The following is a 24,400-nucleotide window of genomic DNA, read 5'->3' as shown; positions in this document are numbered from 1 at the left end:
CTGAGATCGCAATGGAGGTTTTTGTGTTTTCAGGGAAAGATTAAGCCCATGAATAGCACAGTATCAAGGTATAGCATTGAGAAGCACTTATCGTACAACAGAAGAACAGGAAGTCTATAAAGGAGTTTATCTTATAATGAAAAAAACCGAACGAGTTCGAATTCCTAAGAATTCGAGTCATCGTTCGGTTTTTAGCTTTGGCCGCTAAACTTTTGGCCCAGCCATACATTTTGTCTTAGCTTTTAGTCATCATTGGATACGACAAACATCAAGATAAAGCGGATCAATTCTGCCACAGCGACCATTGCCGCAGCAACATAAGTTAATGCAGCTGCATTTAACACTTTCTTCGTTTGTCGCTCTTCATTATTGCGGATGATACCACTGGAAACCAATTGGCCCATCGCCCGACTTGAAGCATTGAACTCAACCGGAAGTGTCACCAGCTGGAACAACACAGCGAACGACATGAATACGATACCGACAAGTACTAGGTTCATCATACCCATGATCGCTCCAGCAATAATCAGGATAAAGGACAAATTGGAACCAAGATTAGCCATCGGAAACAATGAATGACGGAAGCGTAGGAACGCATAGGATTCCGCATCCTGAATTGCATGCCCTACTTCGTGCGCTGCAATCGCTGAAGCTGCCATCGAATGCCCATGGTAGTTGTCAGTGGACAACCGCACAACTTTTTTCCTCGGATCATAGTGGTCGGAAAGTGTCCCGCGTGTCTCTTCAACCCTTACATCGAAAATGCCGTTGTCATCTAATACCTTCCGGGCTACCTGTGCTCCGGTCATATAGGATGAAGTTGCAACTTGTGAATATTTTTTATAGGTGCGTTTTACTTTTGATTGAGCCCATAATGGGATGATCATTAAGAGCGCGATATAAATTAAGTAGCCGCCTAACGAAGCGAACATGCTCATTCCTCCATTGATGAAAATTCAGTACTTTCATTAAGGTCAATTTTAGTCAAAAATGAGCAAATAGTCAACTATTTTCTCTTTTGTTCTCCTGCTTGTTTCTTTCCCCTTTATACTTTTTCCAAGCTACATAGGAAAGCGTGATAATAATAAAACCGCCGACAGCCGCCACCATAAAAATCAGCGTTAAACTCCGTTTCAATTTGTCATCGTTCCCTGCCTCAATTTGCTGCAATTGATCGGAAGCAGTGATCATCTGTTCTTGCCACCTTGGGCTGTCCATCGAAGCCAGCAAATAACGAATGGAAGCGCTCGTTTGTATATAATCTTCCTCATCAGCAGCCAGCTTCAATGCCGGCTCCAGTATATTCCAATGTGTTTTCAGACGATTTATATCTTGCATGGCAAGTTCTTTATTGCTTATAGACAAATGCTCTATTTCGTTCTGCAGTTCCTGCTTCCAGGTCATCCAAAGCGGCTCCTGCTCGTTTTTTAGAGCATCAAACACCAGAAGCAATGCCATTGCATGTGTGTACAGCTGGGAGTCTTTATCTTTCGGGATCGCGACAGCTTGCAGGTTGCGTTCCAAAACAGCAGCAACGACATTCGCCTCTTCTGCATCAGCATGTTCGGAAGCATATTCCGAAAATTCCTGTGAATGGTGTTGCAGCAATGTTTCGGCCTCTTTATATCTTTCCTCCTGTACAAAGCGGACATACTGGTAGATGGAGGAATGTACATCCTGGTGATGTGCCAAAACAGCCTTCCCTGGTAAAAATATTCCCACACCCAGCAAAAAACAAAGAAATAAGTGCGCGTAACTTGTCCTATTCATCGAGATCCCCTCTCTAACCTATTCCTTTTTCAATGTATGAGAAGGAGGACAAGTTTAGACCATAAAGATAGTGATTTCTTAATGAGAGATGTTTTATGTTCCGTTGCCATAATGCGCTATCTTCAATCAATAAAAACCGAGTACCTTCATCTCCAAAAAAACAGCTCCATGCCGTTGGTATATAGCAGAGAACCAAGCGAAAATAAAGCGAACCATCACGATAAGAGATGGCTTTTTCTTTTCAGGTGAATAGTTAAGTAATAAGCGATGGCAATCGAAACGATACTCAGCCAAAAAGTGAAATAACCGATTTCATTCATGTAATCAGTTAACGAAGAATAAAACGGCATCATACCGAATACGTAGTCGATAATATCATTATGTAAAGTCCAGACGGCTGCAACCATGATGTGCCGCAGCTTTATTTTATAAAAAGGGGCATACAGCAAACCCTGAATAGCCATCGCACCATGTGAAGCCATCAGCATATACCCCTGCCAGACTAAATCGCCAGTGGTATATAAAGTAAGCAGGTTCATGATTACTGCCCATACACCATACTTAAATAACGTGATGATAGCAAGTGCTTCTATATAAGGGGCTTGCCTTCCAGCTAAATAGAATGCCAGAAACAAGCAAAAGAACAGACTTGCTGTCGGACTATCCGGTACAAACGGAAGAAAAATCGCTGGCGTGACCGCCAACTGGCTGCCATACCAATAGTATCCGTAAATCGTCCCCAATATATTGATCCCAAGCAATGTCCAAAGAAACTGTTTGTTGGTTAATAGATAGTTATACATTTCTTCCTTCCCTTCATCCCTCAATCAACAAGAATGCCAATTCAGCCTTCACTGAAAAACCCCCGCCTGCAAATGTCGGCGAGGGTTTTGTAGATGGAATTATTCTCCGCTTTCATTGACTTCAACAATAAACTCAGCCAATTGCTGCAGCTCTTCATCGGTTCCTTCAAATTGCCCTGGAGGCATATCCCCGATACCGTTTTGAGCGATATCTTTGATTTCATCTACTGTATGGTCAATGTCTGTTAATGGAGGAGCCGCTGCTCCGCCTTCCAGGCTTTCGCCGTGACATTGAATACAACTATTGTTTTGGTAAACTTCGTAGCCTGGATGATCTTCGTCAATTTCCACTTCGGTTGGTAGTTCAGGCGTGTTTTCCTCTGCTCTTTGTTCCCAATCCACGTGTTCTGCAGCTTCATATGTAAGCCAGAAAACACTTGCCATACCTAATAACATCAATGATACAGCAATTGGACGCTGAGATACCTTCCGGCCCGGCCTGTTGTCCAGAAACGGAGCCAGCAAGAGTCCGCCAAAAGCTAAACCTGGTGCGATGATGGCGCCTATGACAAAATACGGGCCACTGGCAAATTCATACTTTAAGAATTGGTATAAAAATAAGAAATACCAGTCTGGCAATGGTATATAACCTGCAGTAGTCGGATCGGCGATCCCTTCAAGAGGTGCCGGGTGAGCGGCAGTCAAACATAAGAAACCAACAAGAAATACCGCCCCAACCAACCATTCTTTTAATAGGAAGTTCGGCCAAAACGCTTCTGTTCTCCCAGGATACTCTGAATAGTCCTTCGGTATATTAGGCTTTCGTTCAGCAGTGATTCGAGAATCACCGACAAACTTCATCCCTTTCCCTTTATGCACAGCTTTCCCTCCTTTTTACGATGTCATCGTTGCTTATAGTGGTCCGGAAATACCTTGCTTTCGAATCAAGATAAAGTGGACGGCCATTAGGGCAAATAACGCAGCCGGCAGGAAAAACACATGGATAGCAAAGAAACGGGTCAACGTTTGTGCGCCAACGATATTTGGATCCCCTGCCATCAATGTCTTCGTGGCTTCCCCAATAAATGGCACTTTCTCGGCAATTTCCAGCGTTACCTGGGTTGCGAAATAAGCTTTGTTATCCCATGGAAGCAAATAACCGGTCAAACCGAGGCCGAGCATGATGAAGAACAACAATACACCGACCATCCAATTCAATTCACGCGGCTTTTTATATGCTCCCTGGAAAAATACACGTAAAGTATGTAGGAACAGCATGACAATCACGACACTGGCGCCCCAGTGATGCATTCCTCTAACGATTTGTCCATGGGCAACTTCTGTTTGTAGATAGTATACAGATCTCCACGCGTTTTCGATGTCTGGTACATAATACATGGTCAAAAACATACCCGACAAGATTTGGATGACTGTCACAAAGAAAGTCAATCCGCCAAAACAATATACAAACGCCGAAAAGTGATGCGCGGGATTAACATGTTCCGGCACCTCATGGTCGGCAATATCCCGCCACAAAGGCGTAATGTCAACGCGCTCGTCTACCCAATCATAAAGTTTTTGCAGCATAGATTACGCCTCCCCTCTCGGTTTTGTAGGGCCAAGCAATAAGGTCCCATCTTCAATTTTATATTCGTAGAAATCCAAGCCTTCTGGCGGCGGTGTGTTTGGTACATTTTCACCGCTCTTGTAATAACGGCCGTCATGGCACGGGCAATAGAATTGATCTGGATAATCATCATTACCGGCCCATGTGACCATACAGCCAAGGTGCTTACAAATCGGAGACAGTGCCACAATATCACCATTTTCATCTTTGTAGACCCAGGCAGTTTTTGTTACGGTTGACTCATACCAGGCATCGACCTGATCAATTTCCCAGTCAATCCTTGTCGGTTCTTCTGTAATGTTTTCCACATCTTCCACAGCTTTAAAATCACCTTTTGATGAAGCCTGCAATGCTGGATCGATGGCGAAACGCACCATCGGCGCAAGCATTCCGGCAGCCATAAACCCACCCACGCCTGTAAGCGTATAATTCAAAAACTGGCGACGGGACACTTGTTGTCTCTTTTCACTCATGGTTTACCCCCCTCTATGCTAAAATCCAACACATGATAATATCAAGTTTACTAGGACATATCCATGATAGCGCAATCTGTTTGTCCGGTCAATAAATTATAAGCAGGCGGACAAAGTTTCTATAAGTATGAGCTGAGTGGCTATGTGCCGGAAATCACACTGGCCATTCCCTTTTGATTCACCCAGCAATAACTTCCGACCACCATAGTCGATGTTACCAATACGTTTTAATCAAGCCGGTTAACTGGTTGACCTGATCTTTGATGATGGACTGTGTTTCTTTTGACTGTGTATCCTCTGTCTGGATGGCCGGCATCCATAACAAGGTTCCGTTCAAGTTCCGCTCCTGTTTCTTCCAATGCGGATCAAAACTGAAGAAGAACACATGCTTGAACGGCCGTTCGTTTGCTTTAGCCGCCCATTCATTCAGTCGGGAAACCTCTGCGCCCAAGTCCCCTGAAGCAAGATAATGATAGGCTGGCAATAAAAAGATTCTTCCCTTAAAGTGCTTTTCCATTTCTCTTACAAAAATCATTCCCGTTTCCTGCTGGGCCGCACTTTTTTCCATTTCCTTCTGATTTGTAAATGTAATGGGTATCAGCGGAATGAGCAACGTATCAATATACTCTTCTGCGGTAAAATACTGATCCAAGTCTTGTTTGTTCCATTGCATGGTCTGTCACCTTTCCTATTCTTTGTCACTTTACTAAAAATATCATAAAAAAGAGCGGATTTCATCTATTAAAAATGAAATCCGCCCTTTCTATCTGCATACCAGTTGTACGGAACCTACTTTACCTGCGCAAATCTATCCTCGAGTTCCCTCAATTCTTTAATCAACCGGTCAAAGCTTGATTGATCCCGGTTATCCAATGCCAAGTCAATCCCCTCTTGCAGTCTTTGTTTCTGTGTGTGATAAATGGATTTTTCCAGCATATCCTTCGCTGCCAGACGGTCTTTCTTTGTAATGAAGTAGTCATCCGGGAGGTATGGATTATCTTCCAAAACTGCTACATAAGAGGCTGATTGATTCGCATTTTTGAAATTGAGTTGAATATATACCGGATCCTTTCGGTTCAACCGTATGTCATGAAACGATTTTTCGGCATCGGTCGTGACAATATGGTTTTTATAAAAGCGAAAAGGAGCTTCCTCCGAGCAGAAGGTAGAGATGACAATTCCCCGCGGACAATACCTGGCTTCCCTGATAAAATGGACGCGCTCTAATAGGTTTTCATGATTGATTAAATAGTTCAAAATCCAGACACTTTCTCTTCTTTTCAACTGATAATTTCGCAAAAACCAACGAATAAATTCTTTTTTATCCTTAATTGAAATAGGCGTGTTCAACGCAATTGCTCCCTCCTTCTTAAAGAGAGTTAAAAATCCTCCGTCTCGGTCAAACGGCTGAGATATTCCTCGACCTCTGTATCGCTCGGCTCCAATTTTAAATACTTGGCAAACACCTCTTTTGCTTCCCGGATCCTCCCCTCTTCTACAAGAAAATATCCGAATTCTTTTAAGAAATCAGGGTCTTCTGTAAAGTTATTATATGCGGTTTGATATTGAATTAATGCATCTTGATAGGATTCCGTCTCCTGATATGCCCGGGCGAGTTCCCACCTGTAATTAGCATCCTCTTCCCCGTTCTCCAGCAGCCTTGATAGTAGTTCAATAATTGCTTCGTAATCACTGTTCCCTTTGTATGTTTCAATTAAAAACAAAACCGCTTCTTTGAAGCCTGGATCCATTGCCACTGCTTCTTCAACAAGTTTATAGCTTTCTTCCTGGTGACCCAATTTAAGTGCAAGGACACCCGCCAGATGATAAAGCTCCTTATTGAATTCATCAGCTTTCAAGCCTTTCTTCGCTGTTTCGTAAGCTTCTTCAACCATCCCTTCGGACTCATAGGTTTGGGCTAAATATAAATAAACAGACTGATAGTAAGGATCGCTTTTGATTACCTGTTCCCATATATTGATGGCAATGTCCGGCCTTTGAGCCCGGTATGCAGTGAAACCGTATTTAAATAAGTTGTCAGGATTCTCACTTTCCATTTCCTGATAGTGCTCTATCGCCTTTTCAAACTCTCCTGTGGCGGCATAGGCCTCTGCCAGTCTTGCTGCAATTTCGATATCACTGATGACAGGTTGTACCTCTGCCACTTTTTCATAATAAGGAATTGATTTCTGGTACTCTCCAGTAGAAAAAGCCAGTTCTCCCAAGGCGAAGTCGATTACCGGCTCAGTGGGATCGAAATTTTTGGCCTCCAGCAGTTTTTGCTCGGACACCTCAAATAGTCCTTGTGCCTGGTACAAATCCGCCAGTTGAACGAGTGCTTCCATATATTCTTCGTCTTCAGGAGAAAAACGGTTCAAGACATCAATTGCCTCTTCATCTTCATCAAGATCGATATGGATTTCCGCCAGCAAGATTTTTAGTTCAGCTTCCTTAGGATACTGTTCGGAAAGGGCTTGAAAAATAAATTTCGCCTCCTCCAGCATTCCCCATTGCATATAGAGTTCGCCGATGGTGTATTTTTCTTCTTCGTTCGCCAGAGGAAGATATGTTTCCAGTCTATCGATCGCTTCCTCTGTTTTATTTTGTTCCATCAATTTTATCGCTTCATGAATTTCCTGCATGCTAGGACATCCTTTCTCATTACCGCACAACGCTTTAAACAAAGTGACCAGGTATGGACACTTTCTTGTACATGCCGTTACCTTTCCGGCATTTAACGATATGGTTTACTTTGATTACTTTTCCTTTGGCGACTGTAACCTCCGGAATAGCTTTATGATATCGGAAATTGTGCGGTTCATCAATGGATTGGTTTTCTTGGAAGAGGAACAAATTATAGTCAGCACTGGCATGCGGTATTAATTCGCCTTTATACGGAGAAATTCCTGTCTTTCTTAACAGTTTTTTTGGCAAGGGCAGTTCTAACTCTGACGGATTGACGAGGGTGAGATCAAGCTCAGGAGCAACAGACGGCCAGCATGTGGATTGCTGCCTGTGATTCCGTTTGGAGGAAGAGAGCATGAAGAGCGGTATTTTGGTCAAACTTTGCGCCTGATGAATCCATTCCCATTTTATCTTTTGCACTTCCTTGACAGGATCCTGCTCGACAAGGATAAACGGTACTTTCTGCCTTCCGAAAAAACGAACCATTTCCGGACGTATTTGAGACAAGGGAATCCTTGGCACAATCATGTAATCGATTGGAGATTCTGTCAGCTTCTTCTGGAATGAGGCGAAATTTCTTTTATAATTACTATGACTGCGAATCGGCAGTTGGCACAACAGCAAGGTGCACCCACGATAAATAAACTTTCTTAGATTTACTTCCAGTGATGCCTGTTGATAAAAAGGCTCTTCTATATCTAAATACACCTTTCCAGGGCCAACCCAGAACTGTTTGGTATTCATTTCCCTTGCTGGAGCTTTGTCGTTAATCCGGCGGGTGAATTTCCCGTCTTCCACGATCATGCTTTTTGACTGCCATCCATCTTCGTCATACACATACTCATTGTAAAAATAATAAGCCCCCATGCTTGTACACCTCCTAACAGGATTTATACAAACTATGAAGGCAGTTGGACAACTATGAATGATCTTTTGTGACTTTTTCCAGGTGATCAAAAAAAGATGGATAAGAGATATTGATACATTCCGGATTTTTCAATGCGACAGCCCCATCTGTCACGAAGGAGGCTATTCCAGCCATCATACCGATCCGGTGATCTCCATATGAATCCACTGTTCCACCGTGCAGGGGGGTTTTTCCTTTAATAACCATGCCGTCTTCGGTCACTTCCACTTTAGCTCCCAATGCCTGAAGTGTTTGGGCAACAGCGACAATTCTGTCCGTTTCTTTGTAACGAAGTTCTTCCGCGTCGCGGATATGTGTTTCACCTTCCGCCTGGGTAGCCAACAAAGCCACAATTGGCAATTCATCAATTAAACGCGGGATTAATTCGCCGCCAATCGTGGTGCCTTTCAACGGAGCATAGTCGATCCGGATATCACCAATTGCCTCTCCGCCATTTACTTTTTCATCAAGAATCGTGATTTCTGCTCCCATGCTTGTAAGGACATCGAGTATCCCTGTTCTCGTCGGATTTAGACCAACCCGCTTGAGTATGAGTGAACTACCTGGCACTAAAGCTGCCGCAACAGCAAAAAAAGCAGCAGAAGAAATGTCGCCAGGAACTTCCACGTTTGCGCCTTTCAGCTTTTGGCCACCGTCAATGGAAATCCGTTCATCTTTAATATCAAGCATTGCACCGAATCCTTTTAGCATGGTTTCTGTATGGTCTCTGGTTGGAGTCTTTTCGATAACGGTGGTTCTTCCATCTGCCAATAAGCCCGCTAACAAAACACAAGACTTCACCTGGGCACTTTTTACAGGCGGTTCATAGTCAATAGACTGAAGCTTTCCTCCCCTAATTGCCAGGGGCAATAATCTGCCGCCTGTCCTCCCGTCAATTTCGGCTCCCATTTTTTTTAATGGAACCGTCACCCGATTCATCGGCCGGCCAGACAAAGAATCATCTCCATATAAAACAAAATGATAAGGTAATCCAGCCAGTACTCCTATCAGGAGGCGGGCAGTAGTTCCCGAGTTTCCTAAGTTGATAGGCTGAGAAGGTTCTTTGAGTGCATCCTTCCCCTTTCCATACACAGTTATTTTTTCTTCGTTCACCTCAATGTGTACACCCATCGCTCGAAAGGCATCGATCGTCCTTAAACAATCTTCTCCACGTAAGAAATTGGTAATCTCTGTAACTCCTTCAGCTAGTGAGCCGAAAATCACAGCACGGTGAGAGATTGATTTATCTCCTGGAACCGCCAATTCTCCAGTCAGCGGAGAGTGGGCAGCATGGAAAGTGCGCTTAGCCATTTTCTCTTCTCCTTTTACTCTTGTATAGTGGTTTCGTAACCTTTTCCTGATAAGATCCGATCACTGTCCTGCTGAGATTTTTTATCAGGGAAACTTAAGCGAAGAGCCCCTGTTATTCCTTCGCGAATCTCCAATATCTCAATATTGTTTATACTTATTTGACTGGAAGCCAACAGTTCTACTACCTTTAGCAAAGCTCCCGGTTGATCTCGAATAGCGACATAGAGATCGTAAAAAGCAGGGATTGCTCCTTTTTTCTTCGGCGCTAGTCCATCACGGTACTCCTTGGCTTGTGCTAAGTAATCATACATCGTTCCCCGATCACCATTTACCAGCAGTTCCTTTAATGAGCTCATTTCTGTAATCCAATCCTCCAGCAATTTGGCCATACCTTGACGATTGTGAAAAAAAATGTCCTGCCACATCTCAGGATTGCTGGATGCAATCCTTGTGATATCCCGGAAACCGCCGGCAGCAAGTTTCGGTATATACGGATGGGTTTCCTGCCAGTTCTTTGCCTGATGGACAAGAGAAGATGCGATCAAGTGAGGGAAATGCGAAATAACACTGGTCATTTCGTCATGTTCCACTGGATTCAATATCATGAATTTGCTTTTTGTTCCCTGCAACAAGGCTTGCAGTTCTTCCACCGCATCATCTGTAAAGTTATACATTGGCGACAATACGTATATAGCATTTTCAAATAGATGGACTCTGGCAGCCTCGATCCCCTTCTTATGCGAACCGGCCATCGGATGGCCCCCAATGAATCGAATGAACGGAGAAGTCAGTGACTCGGCAGCATCCATAATCGGCTGTTTGACAGAAGAAACGTCTGAAACAATCACTTGTTTGTCCAATGGAAAAGTGTTTAGACGCTGAATAAGATCGACCGTTTTCGAAACGGGAGCTGCCAAAATAATATAATCGGCTATTTGGGCAGCCTTTTCAAAATCCTCCAGCCCTTCCTCTATAATTCCATGCAGGATGCAATATTCTAAAACAGAAGAGTCGATATCATAGCCGATTATACGGTGCTTGCCAGCCTGTTTAATAGATAATGCAATAGAACCACCGATCAATCCGAGACCGGCGACCAGGACTGTTTTGTTCACTGTATCTTCCCTTCCTTTAAGAAAGTCAGATATTCACTGATATGTGACTCGATTTTTGTCATATCGTCCAGATTGCCGATAGTCACCCGGATTCCATTAGGATGGCCAAGAGCTTCACCGGAACGGACGATGAATCCTTTCTTCAATAAATATTCAAACATCTCATCACCGCTTACAGGCAGCTTGACGAAAAGAAAATTGGTCTCTGAATCATAATATTCCAGCCCCTTTTGGTCACAAAACGTCATAAACTGCTGCTTATTTTCTATATTTTTTTCGACAGACTCCCGTAAAAATTGGTCATCTTCCAAGGCAAGCAAGGCTGCTTTCTGAGCCGTGGAAGTTGTATTGAACGGCCCTCGGGTAATATTGAGCAGCATGGCAATCTCCTTGCTGGCAACACCATAACCAATTCGTAATCCTGCTAGCCCATACGCCTTGGAAAAAGTTCTCAGCACAATCAGATTAGCGTATGTTTCCAGTGCCTTGACGGAATCAGGAGCATCTTCTGTTTCGATATATTCATAGTAGGCTTCATCCACTACGACAAGGACATGGTCTGGACAATTCTCCATTACAAAACGGAAACCTTCCTTATTAATTAATGAACCTGTGGGATTATTCGGAGAACAAAGCCATAAAATCCTGGTCTTATCATCAATTTGGTTCAGCATTTCCTGCAGATCATGATACCCATTCGCTAACGGTACCTCCCGAACTTCAGCACCCTCAATCAAGGCATTGTGCTTATATTGCGGAAAAGTCGGATGAGCCATCACTGTATTGGTACCTTCGTCCAGGTAGGTTCGACAAATAATTTCCACTACTTCATCAGAACCGCAACCAAAAATCAGCTGTTCACCATCGATTCCGAGTCTTTCTGCCAATCTGGCACGCAAAACAGTGGAGTAACCATCCGGGTATATTTCCAGACTTTTGATCAGTTCGGGTAAGGCCTGTTCGACTTTTGGCGAGAAACCAAATGGATTCTCATTGGAAGCAAGCTTGGTTATTTTTTCGAGTCCATATTCCGATTTCACATCTTCTATTTGTTTACCTGGTTTGTAGGGTGCCATCCCTTTAAATACCTTTTTTGCTAACATTACTCCGTCTCCTCTCTAACGCGACAAATCTGGTCTCAGCTGCACTGCCTGATTATGGTAGATATGCTGAACTTCTTCCTGACGTGCGTGACTGTTAACAGTCATCATAACACGAATGCATTTTGGAAGACTATTTGGGACTTCCATTTCTTTCATACACATGACCGGTACATACTTCCATCCGTTTATTTCACGAAGTGCTTTAGCAGGGAAGCCTGCATTGATATCCGCTGTAGCAGATATTAGCACAGTCGCAATCTCATCGGGTGAAATTTGATTGACCTCCGCCATCTCCATGACCAGCTTCTTAGTATTAGCGACAATCTCATTTGCGTCATTTTCCACTACGGTTGTAGCTCCCCTGATTCCTCTGATCAATTCATCACCAACTCTCTAAAAAAATCTTTTACGATCTTGAGCAACAATTCATCATTTACTTCCCTTACCTCAAGCTGCCCTATTTTTTTCAACAATACCATTTGTATTTGTTGGTTTTTTGATTTTTTATCTATTTTCATGCGATTAACGAGTCTCACCGTGTCAATATCTTGAAATTCCATTGGGTAGCGATTTTTCTTCAGCCAGCCGTGCAGTTTGTTTATCGGCGAAGTGTTACCAAAAACAACCTCACTCACTTTCATTGCAAACAGCATTCCGACGGCGACTGCTTCACCATGGGTAATGCGGCCATAACCGAGTTCTGCCTCCAGTGCGTGACCGAGTGTGTGGCCAAAATTCAAATATTGCCTGATTCCGTGTTCTTTCTCATCTTTTTCGACAATTTCTGCTTTTACTTTTATTCCTTTAAGCAGATGTTCGGTCAATATGGAATTGGAAAGCTTGTGGATACCCCCTTGAGACAGGACACTCTCGAAATAGGCCTCATCGCTGATCAATCCATGCTTGACGACCTCTGCATAACCTGAACGGATTTCCTGTTCCGGGAGAGTATACAGCGTTTCGACATCATAGATGACTGCTACAGGGGGATAAAAGCTTCCGATCAAATTTTTTCCTTCCGGGTGATTGATAGCAACCTTTCCTCCGACACTGCTGTCGTGTGCCAGTATCGTGGTCGGTACCTGGACATAATCAATCCCTCTCATATAGGTGGCAGCAACGAAACCAGCCAGGTCGCCAACAACCCCACCACCAAGTGCGATGATTAAAGAATGGCGATCCAGTTGACGTTGAATGCAATCGGTTATCAAGTCAAAATAAGCATCTTTACTTTTTGATACTTCACCAGCGGGAACAATGGAAGTGAAAACTCTTTGTTCCGACGGAAAAGCCTCTTTTACATCTTCCAAGTAAAGATTAGCAACAGAGCTATCCGTCACAATCATGATGGTCTGGTAATCCTTCGGGAGAAAGGAAGGAAGTTTATGCCTGATTTTTTCTCCGATGTGAACATCATATTGATTGGTGTTAGTTTCAATGGTAATTGAATTCATTTAAAATTCCCTGATTTCTTTCCGGTAAGATTCCAGTGCTTCTTTCAATTTAGGAAACTGATCGTGAGGAAACTGTTCCAGCAACCCTTTTGCCAGCTCAAATGCGACGACATGTTCCATTACAACAGAAGCAGCAGGCACAGCACACGCGTCCGACCGCTCGATACTTGCTGAAAAAGGCTCTTTTGAATCGATGTCCACACTTTGCAACGGCTTATAAAGCGTAGGAATCGGCTTCATTACTCCTTTTACGACGATTGGCATGCCAGTCGTCATGCCACCTTCAAAACCTCCCAAACGGTTTGTTTTGCGGTAGTAGCCTCTTTCTTTCTCCCACGCAATTTCATCGTGTACTTCACTTCCGTTTTTTCGTGCAGCCTCAAATCCAATTCCAAATTCGACGCCTTTGAATGCATTGATGCTGGCAACGCTACCGGCGATTCGTCCATCGAGTTTGCGATCATAATGTACATAGGAACCGACACCTGCCGGCATTCCTTCCACGTATACTTCACATACCCCGCCAATGGAATCTCCTTCTTTTTTCGCCTGGTCAATTGCCTCCATCATTTGTCGGCCGGCATTTTCATCCAGACAGTGAACAGGTGATTGTTCTGAAATTCGCTTACGTTCATCCATGGTCAGGTTTGGTTTTTCGCCGGCTTTGATCCCTGCTATTTCTCGTACATAACCGACCACATGGATATCCAACTGGGCAAGAAGCGTTTTTGCCACGGCACCCGCTGCCACTCTAGCCGCTGTTTCCCTGGCAGAAGACCGCTCCAGTACATTCCTGATATCCCGGTGGCCATATTTCATCGCGCCGTTTAAATCTGCATGCCCGGGTCTGGGTCTTGTTACTGTCCGGCGTATTTTCTGTCCTTCCGGAAAAGGATCTTCACCCATAATATCTTCCCAGTGCTTAAAATCATCATTATGTATTACCATTGCTATCGGGGAACCAAGGGTATACCCGTGGCGCACACCGCCTGCTATTTCAACCAGGTCTTTTTCAATTTGCATCCGCTTTCCTCTTCCATGCCCTTTTTGTCTGCGCAACAAGGATTCATTAATATTTTCTTTCGTTAAAGGAAGCTGGGCAGGCAGCCCTTCGATAATGGTGGTCAATTGTTTGCCATGTGATTCTCCAGCGGTTAAATAGCGCATGAATATACCTCCATATACAATTAATTTTGTACTACTATATCATACCTTGTAATCATTGTGGGCAGAAAAATATTCAGAAAACGCTTACAATTCTGTATTTATTCTCCCCTATTCATATAAAAAGGCACCTCCCTGAGGAGACGCCTTTTCGTAGGAACCATTATTGCTTTTGATAAAAGAAATTGTCGATTACGCGCAAATCGTAATGTTGAGGCTGGAAAATCTGCTCTGTACTGCCGACAAAAAACACGCCGTCCTTGTTTAAAGAGTTACTGAAATTTTGATAGACCGTTTGCTTTGCTTCCTCGGTGAAATAGATTAACACATTTCTGCAAACTATCAAGTCTAGATTTTGTTCAAATCGATCGGACAACAGATTATGTTTTTTAAATTGAACCAATCGCTTTATTGAATCATCCACACGAAACAAAGGTCCATCCTGATGGAAGTATTGTTTCTTCACTGCTGGGGGAACTTCCTTTAACGATCGCTCCGGATAAATGCCTTTTCTCGCCCTTTCCAATACCGCTTCGTCTAAGTCCGTGGCAATAATGGTAATATTTGCAGGGTCCATGTATTGACGGAGAATCATGGCAATCGTGTAGGGCTCCTCTCCCGTTGAACAAGCAGCACTCCAAACCTTAAGCTTTTTTTTCTTTTTTAATAGGGAAGGAAGTATTTTTTTCTCCAACACTTCCCACCTTGGATAATTCCTGTAAAATTCCGAAACGTTAATCGTGACCCTGTCCAAAAATTCCTTAAAAATCGTATTGTCAGCGGACATGGCGTGATAATAGGAGATAAAATCCTTAAAACCGCGTTTCTCCCTTAAAGTATTCAAACGTCTTTTCATCTGCACTTCTTTATATAACTCTAAATTCAAACCCGTTTTCTTATGTATCAAAGCAGTGAATTCCTGATAGTCTGTCATTCAACTTTCTCCTCTTCTTCCACTCATGATAATTATTATCCTAATGAAATTTAATAGATAAGTAAACAAAAATCAGTACATTATGTAGAAAAAATGTAAAAATAGATGTTTTTTGATTAAGCAGCTTTCCTAAATTGTATATATGTATATGAACAATCTAAAAAAGTTGCGAAAGGACAAAGGACTAAGATGCGAATGACTATCAGCCCTTCCAAAACAAAATTGAAGGGGCCACATGACAATTCCTGCCTAGTATATAGATTCTATGGATGGGGTTTAACCCGGTTTTTCATCCTGCTTTGTTACTATGATACTGAAGGAAAAGTACTCACTAGAATCGAAGTGTTCCAACCTTACGGTAACAAGCCGCTGAGTGGCGTTTTGCCGTACAAAAATTGGAATATGCCCTCTGAAGGGGGTAAGCTCTATAGCAAGACATCATCCCATCAGAAGTTAATAAGTAGTTACGAGACAGAAAAGGAAAAACCGAACGAATTCGCAATATCGCCCGGTTTTTCTTACAGCCGCTATTCTTTTATACCAGCCACTTTAAAAACTAGTACAACCAGTTTTTATTAATTTTGTCATATTGCAATAGTTCCTGTTCATCGAAAAATAAATTAATTTCACGCTCCGCACTTTCCGAAGAATCAGATCCGTGAATAATATTCTTTCCGACCGAAATACCGAAATCTCCCCTTATCGTACCAGGTGAAGCTTCTTGAGGATTCGTTTTGCCCATCATTTGCCTGGCCGCAGCGATTACATTATCGCCTTCCCACACCATTGCAAAGACCGGGGATGACGTGATGAAGGAAACCAGTTCATCATAAAACGGTTTTCCCTTGTGTTCGCCATAATGTTCTCCGGCTAGCTCGTCACTAATGTGCATTAATTTTGCAGCCTTTAACTGATATCCTTTCTTTTCAAACCTTTCGACAATGGTGCCGATTAAATTTCGCTGTACGCCATCAGGTTTAATCATAACAAAAGTTTTTTCCATTACTTCCACCTCTTCGCGATAATTTGGTATGTATGAAAGCGCTAACCTAGTAAAGTCTATCAAATTATTGCAATAATTACAATCGGTATTAAGATTTTCGTTTGCCGATATATTTTGCTATATCCTTCAGCGTCTGTTTCGCCTTGATATCTGGAAGTTCATCAAGTGATTGATAAGCCTTCAGTAAATATTTCTCACTCAAATCAAAAGATTTGTCAATGGCTCCAGAAGCTTTAATTCTATCGATAAACGGGCGGATATCATGGTTGGTCAATCGTGAAGGGTCTTCAAACAGTTTTTCTAATTCAGACCTAAAAACCGGATCTTCCATCGCATAAAACACCGGCAGAGTAAGGTTACCCTGAAGTAAATCACTGCCAGCCGGTTTTCCAAGCTCTTTCTCCGTAGCGGTAAAATCAAGAATGTCGTCGATAATCTGATAGGACATTCCGATGTTGTAACCATAATGGTATAGAGCTTTTTCATAAGGTTCCGGTACCTCTGCCGCAATAGCCCCGAGTCGGCAGCTCGACGAAATCAACAGCGCGGTCTTTCGCTTGATCCTGCGCAAATAATTTCGAACGTTTTGGTTTACAACATACTTATCACGTATCTGTTCGACTTCTCCTATGCACAGTTCCACGATTGTTTCGGATAACTGTTTATGAGCCCGAGGCTTCTCCAAAGAGGTCAAATATTCAAGCGAGCGGGCGAATATGTAATCGCCAGTGTACATTGCCACGCGGTTATCCCATTTTGCTTTGACGGTTGGCTCGCCACGACGCAGTTCGGATTCATCGATCACATCATCATGGACAAGGGAAGCCATATGTATTAATTCCATCGAAACAGCTATTGTCTTCATTCGCTCGATATCATAATGCCCGAATTTTGCAGCTAACAATACGAATACAGGGCGGAGACGTTTTCCCCCGGCCTGTAGCAGTTGCTGGGAAGCATCCCTCAGAACCGGGTGTTTTGCATGGATAGTCTCATCAAGGGCTTTTTCGATTTGATCTAAATCTTGTTTTAAATAAGAATAGGTCATTGCTAATTTCATGTTGGTCACCTTTGCATTAAGTTTGAGATGGCTTTTCTCCCATATGCATAGCGGCTACTCCACCTGTATAGCCTTTCATTTGCACATTTGTCATTCCAGCATCCAGAAACATGGTACGCAATTCTTGTTTTCCTGGAAAATCTTTTGCTGACTCATGAAGCCAAGAGTACTCATCATAGCTTTTAGCAAACATCCTGCCGAACAAAGGCATGATAAAGCGGAAATAAAAGTAATAGACTTGCCGGAAACCAGGGGCAGTGGGCTGGGATGTTTCCAGGCAAACCACCTTACCGCCGGGCTTCACTACTCTCGTCATCTCTTTTAACACTTGCATATAATCCGGTACATTGCGCAGCCCAAAACCAATGGTTACAAAATCAAAGCTGTTATCATCAAATGGAAGTTCCATGGCATTTCCATGAACAAATTCCAAATGATCTATCTGATGTTCCTGTTGTTTAGCCATGCCGACCGAAAGCATATTTTCACTGAAATCCAGACCGACAACTTTTCCTGTTTCCCCTACCGCTTCAGCTAAAGCCAAAGACCAGTCTCCCGTGCCGCAACAGACATCAAGCGCCGAATCCCCTTCTTGGACATCCATTCGCTTCATAACATCCTTCCGCCATGCCTTGTGCCTTTGAAAAGAGATGATGGAATTCATGACATCATATCGGTTATATATTTTCTCAAAAACGTGGTGGACACGTTCTTCTTTTGTTTGTTGATTCATAGCGGTCAACCTTCCTCCACTATTTTGGAATTGTTCCCCAAATATTCATAAATGATAGTATTCGTATAAGTTTTCAAGGATTGAAAGTGGACAGGAAGCTGCGATACGGTCTCTTCCACTTTTGAAAAACTATGCTGAATAAACTGCTCGACTGTATTGACGATTTGATTATAGTGAATATTATGTGCTGGTCCTTTTGTCAACAAGTCGAAAACAGGCGAATGTTCTTGTTGAAGGTAACTATGTTTTTCCTTTATCAATTTTCTCGTCAAGAGCCAATTGCTCGTAAATTCATTGACGGCGGAGCGTTCAAAAAACTCGGCAACACGCCGGATCAGTAACGACTCAATTTGCTTCAAAGCATCCATGAATTCCTCGATTGACTCGAATTCTTTATAATAAACTGTCATCTTTAGTTCATTGATTTCCTTTATTGCGGATGCCAGTGTATGAATCATTGCTATGTCATCAAGCTGGGATAAAAAGTAATAATATAATCCACTGAAATAATCGCCGGCTAGCACTGTAAGCTGTCTTTGCTTCTTCGTCTGGTCCGTTTCATTTTTTTCCTCATGCTTAGCTACTAAATCATGGGTGTCCAACGCGATTTGTACTAACATGACAGTTATAATGTAATTTTTCTTTTTTGTCTCTGAATATGTAGTGTTTTTGATGATAGAGGACAGAATATATAATTTATCTTCATCGATGACGGGCTTTTGAATATACTTCTCCAAATAGGAATGCTGTATCTTCTTTTCAATCGCTTTTTTCAATTCCCCAAGCGGTAAATTCGATGTTTTCAACGTAATCACCCCAAGCCCTTTCATGCATATTCCCAATCTTGTCTAATCTATATTATAACATAACTCCCCCAGGTTATCGCCTAAAGCACCTCAACAATTAGATAGTCAGGAAAGCAACTCAAATTGAGCAAAAATAAAAAGGGTGCTTTAAATCGCACCCTTTTTGCCCTTATGTAAATTATTTTACATTATCTTTCAGGGCTTTACCCGGTTTGAAAGCAGGAACCTTGCTTGCAGGGATTTCAATTTCATCTCCTGTTTGAGGGTTACGTCCTTTACGAGCAGCACGTTCGCGCACCTCAAAGTTTCCGAAACCAATCAATTGTACTTTCTCACCGTCTTTAAGTGAATCCATGATAGATTCAAAAACTGCGTCTACAGCTTTAGTAGCATCTTTTTTAGAAAGATCGCTTCTTTCTGCGACTGTGTTAATTAGTTCAGTTTTGTTCATGACATTCACCTCCTCCCAATCTTTGCTTACCTGTTTCGAACAATGAAGTCATACTTCCATTTGTTCACATTTATTAAGTATTTTATACCTCCGTCACCTGTTAAAAAGATGACATGGCTTATAATAACCGAGTTTTTAAGGAATTTCAACAAAAATCAGCAACTTTATTCATTTTTTGTTTCGATTTCCTATAATTATTAAGCCCGGGCATATTTGGATAGTATCACAGTTGAATACTGGCGGCAAGCAGTTTCGGCGCTTTGATAGAAAAAAATCTACATATTCGTTAAATTAATTGCTTTTTTTGGCATAATTCATCCAATTAGTCCATTGAAAGGTGCGTGGTCATTATTTTTCATACTGCTCTGCGATTCAAAAGTTTTATGGAGATAAGTAACATAACCTTAGGTGTAGATCGAGTATTTGGAACCCCTAAGGTAATAGAAGGATTGTATCCTTATGGATTTTTTCCGTAAAAACAAAAAAGCGGCCTTGAGCAAGCCGCTAAAGAATAATTGCTATTAATCCACCGGAACCTTCATTGATGATACGTTCCAGTGTTTCTTTTAATTTATATCGGGCATTTTCCGGCATCAAGGATAATTTCGCTTGTATTCCCTCTCGCACAATGGAGCTTAATGATCTTCCAAAGATGTCCGATTCCCAAATGGACAAAGGATCTTCTTCAAAATCCTGCATGAGATATCGTACCAATTCCTCGCTTTGTTTCTCCGTCCCGATAATCGGAGCAAATTCTGATTCTACATCCACTTTAATCATGTGTATCGACGGTGCTACAGCTTTCAGTCGTACACCGAAACGAGAGCCCTGTCGGATAATTTCCGGTTCATCAAGCACCATATCCTGCAAGGTTGGAGCAGCAACGCCATAACCAGTTTGTTTGACCATTTGCAGTGCTTCTGCAACCTGATCATATTCTCGCTTGGCATTTGCAAAGTCCTGCATCAGTTCAAGGAGATGGTCTTTCCCCCTGATCTCCTCTCCAACAATTTCTTTTAACACTTGATCGTATAAGTGATCGGGTGCCTGTAAGTCAATTTCTGCTACCCCTTCACCCATTTCCATTCCAGCTAGCTTGGCATCGTCGATATAGTCATAATCACTGAAGTTCCCGACTACTCGATCGACGTCTCTCAACCTTTTTATGTCTCTGACTGTTTCCTGTATGGCAGATTGGTAATTTTCGCGAAGCCAATGATCTTCGTTCAAAACCATTACCCAGCTTGGGAGGTTGACATTGACCTCAAGAACTGGGAATTCATACAGTGCTTCCCGTAACACGTTATAAACGTCGTGTTCTTCCATGCTTTCCACACTCATGGCCAAAACCGGTATATCATATTTTTCGGTTAACTCCAACCGCAATAGTTCTGTATCCTGTTTATAAGGCTGGACAGAGTTGATCACCATGATAAATGGTTTGCCTACTTCTTTTAATTCTTCTACTACTCTGGCTTCGGACTCTAAATAATCTTCTCGGGGAATTTCACCAATCGATCCGTCAGTGGTGACGACCACTCCGATGGTTGAATGTTCTTGAATGACTTTCCTGGTACCAATTTCAGCTGCATCATGAAATGGGATTGGTTCTTCATACCAAGGTGTGTTGATCATTCGCGGACCGTTTTCATCTTCAAAACCTTTGGCACCCTTCACCGTATAACCGACGCAATCGACGACCCTTACATTCACATCAAGACCCTCATCCACTTGAATTGAAACAGCTTGATTCGGTACAAACTTAGGCTCGGTAGTCATAATAGTTTTTCCAGCTGCGCTTTGCGGCAATTCATCCTGTGCTCTTGCTCTTTCTCCTTCATCCTGAATGTTTGGCAAAACTACGAGTTCCATAAACTTTTTAATGAAGGTCGACTTACCCGTACGGACAGCACCCACTACTCCCAGGTAAATATCTCCATTGGTCCGTTTCGAGATATCTTTAAAAATATCTACTCTTTCCAAAAAATCCCCTCCCGGTCTACTTCGCCATAGAACGTTACGAATCTTTGACATTTAAATTCTATGACGTTGTCCTATCAAAATATGACTTGTTTAATTGAAAAAGTTGAAAATAAAAAGAAAGAAAGACATAAGGTTTTTGTTACGGGTATTTCTTCCGGCAATTCCAAAGTTGATATGGAATGAAAACGCCTTGCCCACAACCCCGTCAGGCAGCTTTATTCCGCCTCCGCGTGGACACTAAAGACTTGAATTGCTGCAAGAGCAGAGCATGACACGCTGGTAAACTGTTAGCTCATGTCACGAGCCAGGAGAATGCAGCTTACTTTATGTAACATACAAAATCCCTTGCCACATTATATGCAGCAAGGGATAAATTATTCGAAGTCAATTTCATTCCGCAGTCGTTAATTCAGGTCGGAATACCGGCTCTTCCCCTTCAATTGTGTAAGGCAGCGAATAAGCCGGAACGAAAGGTGTGTTCTCAGGAAGAATATATCGGATATCATCGCCGTTTTCAAAGCTATGTTCATACGACTTAATCGCTTCATACAGGTCCGGACTGTAATCGACATAAACTTCCCCGTTCACGTCCATCACTAGTGACAGATTCTTCTGCGAATACGGGCTTTGAATCTGAGGTTTTTCATCCATGTCCATCTTATCATAGTTGATTTGGTAAACCCCATCGGCTATTTGTTCACCAAAAGGGGGATAAAGATGTTCATCCCGATACAAATCAACCTGCCTCCTGACCGTCCGCACTTGTTGCGAGATCCGCAAATCGATCAATTTGACCTTGGGGTTTTCTTCCGGATTAATCAACACATACTGATAAATGCCGCCATTTTCGAAAGCAGTTCCAGGAATACTGGAAATATAGCCACCTTGTTTGAGGGCTGTGAAATCAAGCAAGTATTTTTGGAAAATCGGGGTATCGCTAGGTTTTGTTTTTATCGGGACAAGACCCTGATTATCTTCCTTGTACTGCGTGACAGCCTGCTGAATCGTTTGCAGTTGCACCTCGTTGGGCACCTGGTTTTTCGTTAATTGATCATTCGGGTACAAGCAGCCACTTAGCAAAAGCGCCATAACCATTAAGCCTACAGCCATGAACCATTTCATTCCTAAATCCTCCTAAACAGCAAAGCGTTAAAACAACAGATACGCTCTGTTTCCTATATATTCAATCAGCCTGTCGGCCCGCTAAAGACAATATAAAAAATAATCAATCCGCCGACAACTAAAAAGATGTAAGCAAGAAATGCCACTATGCCGGCAAAAACACCTTTTAATTTGTATCTGCTAAGTAAAATTAAGCCAATAGCCAAGAACAAAAAAATAATTCCCCCGAAGGAAATATACATATTCAACATGGATTCTGACATGTTTTTCACTCCTCTACATACAATCGGACAAGACAAATATGCTTTAGATATTATAACATAATCCATTTTTGGCAGTTATGTAAAAAAGCAATTTTTTTATACAGAGATAAAGCACCTACACCTTACAAATATAAAAAACCGAGGTAGAAGGGGCAGAATCTACCTCGGTGCGACTAAATAATACCCATTGCGGCTCTAAAATGAATGCTTGTGCGATTTATATTATGCGAGCCTTATCCACTTTGTATCATCACTTTGCCCAGTCTCTGCTACTTTTTAAACAGCTTTCCCAGCGAATTCATATCTGCTGGCATTTTATTGCCTACAATCGACTTGACGATTTTATCCTCTTTTTCTTTCGAAATAGGCTTATCTGCCATTTTGGCTAATTGCTTGACCAGCCTTCTTACCGTTTTTTCATCTGAAAAGTCTGCGTTTTTTACAGACTCTGCTACTTTGAAAATTTGATCGGGCTTGATATTGGAGTTCTTTTGGATCTGGTCAAACATATTTTTCTGAAAGTCGCTCACGTGCATTCCTCCTTGCCTTCGTCTTCCCAACATTATATGCAAGGGGAGTAGCAGCGTGTTAATCAGAAATACGATTATTAAGAATTGCCGATAGGTCTTCCATTTCCTGACGTCTTACCCGTGTCATCAATTGGTCCACTACATCTCTTGGAGCAGCGTCTTCAAACAAAATACGGAACAAACCATCCGTTATCGGCATGTCGATCTCTTGAGATTCTGCAAGCTGATGTGCAGCTTGTGTGGTCCGTACTCCTTCCACCACCATACCCATATGTTCCAACACGTCATCAAGCTTTTTCCCTTTCCCTAACAGGTTTCCGGCTTTCCAATTCCTACTGTGTACGCTCGTACAAGTGACAATCAAATCTCCTACACCTGTTAATCCTAGAAATGTAAGCGGGTTTGCTCCCATCGATGTACCGAGTCTGGCGATTTCTGCCAAACCACGGGTGATCAAAGCAGCTTTAGCATTATCCCCGTATCCCAGCCCGTCCGATATCCCTGCGCCGAGAGCGATAATATTTTTCAGGGCTCCACCTAATTCCACTCCAATCATATCCGGACTCGTGTACACGCGCAAATTGCCATTAATGAATAAATCCTGAACCTTTTTCGCCTCTTCAAGATTCTCAGATGATGCTGTCAGTGTCGTCGGTTGTCTTTGACTTACTTCTTCTGCGTGACTAGGTCCTGACAATACGACGACTTTATCATATAACTGATTAGATAACTCCTCGTCGATCATTTCTGAAACCCGTTTAAAAGATCCCGGTTCTATACCTTTTGTTCCATGAGCAAGGGTGATCTTCCGATCGAGAACCTTGTTCAATTGACGGCAAACGTCTCTTATTGCTTTGGTTGGAACAACCAAAATGACGGTGGAAACATCTTGTACGGCTTCAGCTAAATCATGAAAAGCTGTAATTCCTGATGGCAGCTGCACTCCTGGTAAGTAACGTTCATTTTGCCTGGTATCATTGATGGCAGCTGCATGGTCTTTTTTATGGGACCACAAGCGTACATCATGTTGATTATCTGCCAGTACCATGGCAAGGGCTGTCCCCCAGCTTCCCGCTCCTAATACAGCAACTTTTTCCACGGAA

At 42.5% G+C, this 24,400-nt stretch carries 27 protein-coding genes; all 27 read right to left on the bottom strand.

The genetic code is table 11. From position 1 onward, the window contains the following. Positions 1-242: 242 nt before the first annotated feature. Positions 243-932, bottom strand: coding sequence for a zinc metallopeptidase (locus BLR82_RS00915; protein ID WP_074597150.1), 690 nt, complete (start codon positions 930-932; stop codon positions 243-245). A 70-nt stretch (positions 933-1,002) separates the two neighbouring features. Next, entirely contained in the window at positions 1,003-1,770 is a 768-nt protein-coding gene (locus tag BLR82_RS00910; protein WP_074597149.1) for a sporulation protein YpjB, read from the bottom strand. Positions 1,771-1,985: 215 nt separating this feature from the next. Continuing rightward, complete coding sequence (lhaT, locus tag BLR82_RS00905; protein ID WP_074597148.1) at positions 1,986-2,573, bottom strand: lipoprotein heptaprenylglyceryl N-acetyltransferase LhaT; 588 nt, start codon at positions 2,571-2,573, stop codon at positions 1,986-1,988. A gap of 99 nt (positions 2,574-2,672) precedes the next feature. Beyond that, positions 2,673-3,452 (bottom strand): menaquinol-cytochrome c reductase cytochrome b/c subunit, encoded by a 780-nt coding sequence (locus BLR82_RS00900; protein ID WP_074597147.1) that lies wholly within the window; start codon positions 3,450-3,452, stop codon positions 2,673-2,675. A gap of 33 nt (positions 3,453-3,485) precedes the next feature. Further along, positions 3,486-4,160 (bottom strand): menaquinol-cytochrome c reductase cytochrome b subunit, encoded by a 675-nt coding sequence (qcrB, locus tag BLR82_RS00895; RefSeq protein WP_074597146.1) that lies wholly within the window; start codon positions 4,158-4,160, stop codon positions 3,486-3,488. A 3-nt stretch (positions 4,161-4,163) separates the two neighbouring features. Further along, complete coding sequence (locus BLR82_RS00890) at positions 4,164-4,673, bottom strand: QcrA and Rieske domain-containing protein (RefSeq protein WP_074597145.1); 510 nt, start codon at positions 4,671-4,673, stop codon at positions 4,164-4,166. Between the two features lie 214 nt (positions 4,674-4,887). Further along, positions 4,888-5,346, bottom strand: a complete 459-nt coding sequence (locus BLR82_RS00885; protein ID WP_074597144.1) for a DUF2487 family protein — start codon at positions 5,344-5,346, stop codon at positions 4,888-4,890. 116 nt (positions 5,347-5,462) lie between these two features. Further along, positions 5,463-6,023, bottom strand: coding sequence for a ReoY family proteolytic degradation factor (locus BLR82_RS00880; protein ID WP_074597143.1), 561 nt, complete (start codon positions 6,021-6,023; stop codon positions 5,463-5,465). 29 nt (positions 6,024-6,052) lie between these two features. Further along, a complete protein-coding gene (locus BLR82_RS00875; protein ID WP_074597142.1) occupies positions 6,053-7,315 on the bottom strand; it encodes a tetratricopeptide repeat protein in 1,263 nt (420 codons plus the stop codon). 34 nt (positions 7,316-7,349) lie between these two features. Continuing rightward, the gene (locus BLR82_RS00870; protein ID WP_074597141.1) at positions 7,350-8,225 is read right to left on the bottom strand and encodes a hypothetical protein; all 876 of its coding nucleotides are present in this window, start codon (positions 8,223-8,225) and stop codon (positions 7,350-7,352) included. A gap of 52 nt (positions 8,226-8,277) precedes the next feature. Next, positions 8,278-9,576 (bottom strand): 3-phosphoshikimate 1-carboxyvinyltransferase, encoded by a 1,299-nt coding sequence (gene aroA / locus BLR82_RS00865; protein ID WP_074597140.1) that lies wholly within the window; start codon positions 9,574-9,576, stop codon positions 8,278-8,280. Positions 9,577-9,590: 14 nt separating this feature from the next. Next, positions 9,591-10,691 (bottom strand): prephenate dehydrogenase, encoded by a 1,101-nt coding sequence (locus BLR82_RS00860; RefSeq protein WP_074597139.1) that lies wholly within the window; start codon positions 10,689-10,691, stop codon positions 9,591-9,593. Further along, positions 10,688-11,794: a histidinol-phosphate transaminase gene (hisC, locus tag BLR82_RS00855; protein ID WP_074597138.1), complete on the bottom strand. Its 1,107-nt coding sequence runs from the start codon at positions 11,792-11,794 to the stop codon at positions 10,688-10,690. Before hisC ends, BLR82_RS00860 begins: the two co-directional genes overlap by 4 nt. A gap of 15 nt (positions 11,795-11,809) precedes the next feature. Further along, a complete protein-coding gene (gene aroH / locus BLR82_RS00850; RefSeq protein ID WP_074597137.1) occupies positions 11,810-12,172 on the bottom strand; it encodes a chorismate mutase in 363 nt (120 codons plus the stop codon). Then, entirely contained in the window at positions 12,169-13,248 is a 1,080-nt protein-coding gene (gene aroB, locus BLR82_RS00845; protein ID WP_074597136.1) for a 3-dehydroquinate synthase, read from the bottom strand. Before aroB ends, aroH begins: the two co-directional genes overlap by 4 nt. Next, positions 13,249-14,415: a chorismate synthase gene (gene aroC / locus BLR82_RS00840; RefSeq protein WP_074597135.1), complete on the bottom strand. Its 1,167-nt coding sequence runs from the start codon at positions 14,413-14,415 to the stop codon at positions 13,249-13,251. It abuts the gene before it with no gap. A 160-nt stretch (positions 14,416-14,575) separates the two neighbouring features. After that, positions 14,576-15,346 carry a CheR family methyltransferase gene (locus BLR82_RS00835; RefSeq protein ID WP_074597134.1) on the bottom strand — a complete coding sequence of 257 codons (771 nt, stop codon included), beginning with the start codon at positions 15,344-15,346 and terminating at the stop codon, positions 14,576-14,578. A 556-nt stretch (positions 15,347-15,902) separates the two neighbouring features. Further along, the gene (gene ndk / locus BLR82_RS00830; RefSeq protein ID WP_074597133.1) at positions 15,903-16,349 is read right to left on the bottom strand and encodes a nucleoside-diphosphate kinase; all 447 of its coding nucleotides are present in this window, start codon (positions 16,347-16,349) and stop codon (positions 15,903-15,905) included. Between the two features lie 88 nt (positions 16,350-16,437). After that, complete coding sequence (hepT, locus tag BLR82_RS00825; protein ID WP_074597132.1) at positions 16,438-17,409, bottom strand: heptaprenyl diphosphate synthase component II; 972 nt, start codon at positions 17,407-17,409, stop codon at positions 16,438-16,440. Positions 17,410-17,425: 16 nt separating this feature from the next. After that, a complete protein-coding gene (menG, locus tag BLR82_RS00820; RefSeq protein ID WP_074597131.1) occupies positions 17,426-18,142 on the bottom strand; it encodes a demethylmenaquinone methyltransferase in 717 nt (238 codons plus the stop codon). A gap of 5 nt (positions 18,143-18,147) precedes the next feature. Beyond that, complete coding sequence (locus BLR82_RS00815) at positions 18,148-18,957, bottom strand: heptaprenyl diphosphate synthase component 1 (RefSeq protein ID WP_074598211.1); 810 nt, start codon at positions 18,955-18,957, stop codon at positions 18,148-18,150. A gap of 169 nt (positions 18,958-19,126) precedes the next feature. Continuing rightward, positions 19,127-19,399, bottom strand: a complete 273-nt coding sequence (locus tag BLR82_RS00810; RefSeq protein ID WP_074597130.1) for an HU family DNA-binding protein — start codon at positions 19,397-19,399, stop codon at positions 19,127-19,129. Positions 19,400-19,903: 504 nt separating this feature from the next. After that, complete coding sequence (gene spoIVA / locus BLR82_RS00805) at positions 19,904-21,382, bottom strand: stage IV sporulation protein A (RefSeq protein WP_074597129.1); 1,479 nt, start codon at positions 21,380-21,382, stop codon at positions 19,904-19,906. Positions 21,383-21,772: 390 nt separating this feature from the next. Beyond that, a complete protein-coding gene (locus tag BLR82_RS00800) occupies positions 21,773-22,504 on the bottom strand; it encodes a hypothetical protein (protein WP_074597128.1) in 732 nt (243 codons plus the stop codon). A 65-nt stretch (positions 22,505-22,569) separates the two neighbouring features. Next, positions 22,570-22,767, bottom strand: a complete 198-nt coding sequence (locus BLR82_RS00795; RefSeq protein WP_074597127.1) for a DUF2768 domain-containing protein — start codon at positions 22,765-22,767, stop codon at positions 22,570-22,572. A 269-nt stretch (positions 22,768-23,036) separates the two neighbouring features. Next, the gene (locus tag BLR82_RS00790) at positions 23,037-23,297 is read right to left on the bottom strand and encodes a stage VI sporulation protein F (RefSeq protein WP_074597126.1); all 261 of its coding nucleotides are present in this window, start codon (positions 23,295-23,297) and stop codon (positions 23,037-23,039) included. A 58-nt stretch (positions 23,298-23,355) separates the two neighbouring features. Then, positions 23,356-24,396 (bottom strand): NAD(P)H-dependent glycerol-3-phosphate dehydrogenase, encoded by a 1,041-nt coding sequence (locus tag BLR82_RS00785; protein WP_074597125.1) that lies wholly within the window; start codon positions 24,394-24,396, stop codon positions 23,356-23,358. Between the last annotated feature and the right edge of the window lie 4 nt (positions 24,397-24,400).

Origin of the sequence: Sediminibacillus halophilus (genome assembly GCF_900103695.1) — a bacterium.
GTDB lineage: Bacteria > Bacillota > Bacilli > Bacillales > Amphibacillaceae > Sediminibacillus > Sediminibacillus halophilus.
The sequence above is the reverse complement of the archived record's forward strand: the minus strand, read 5'-3'. Positions and strand labels throughout refer to the sequence as shown.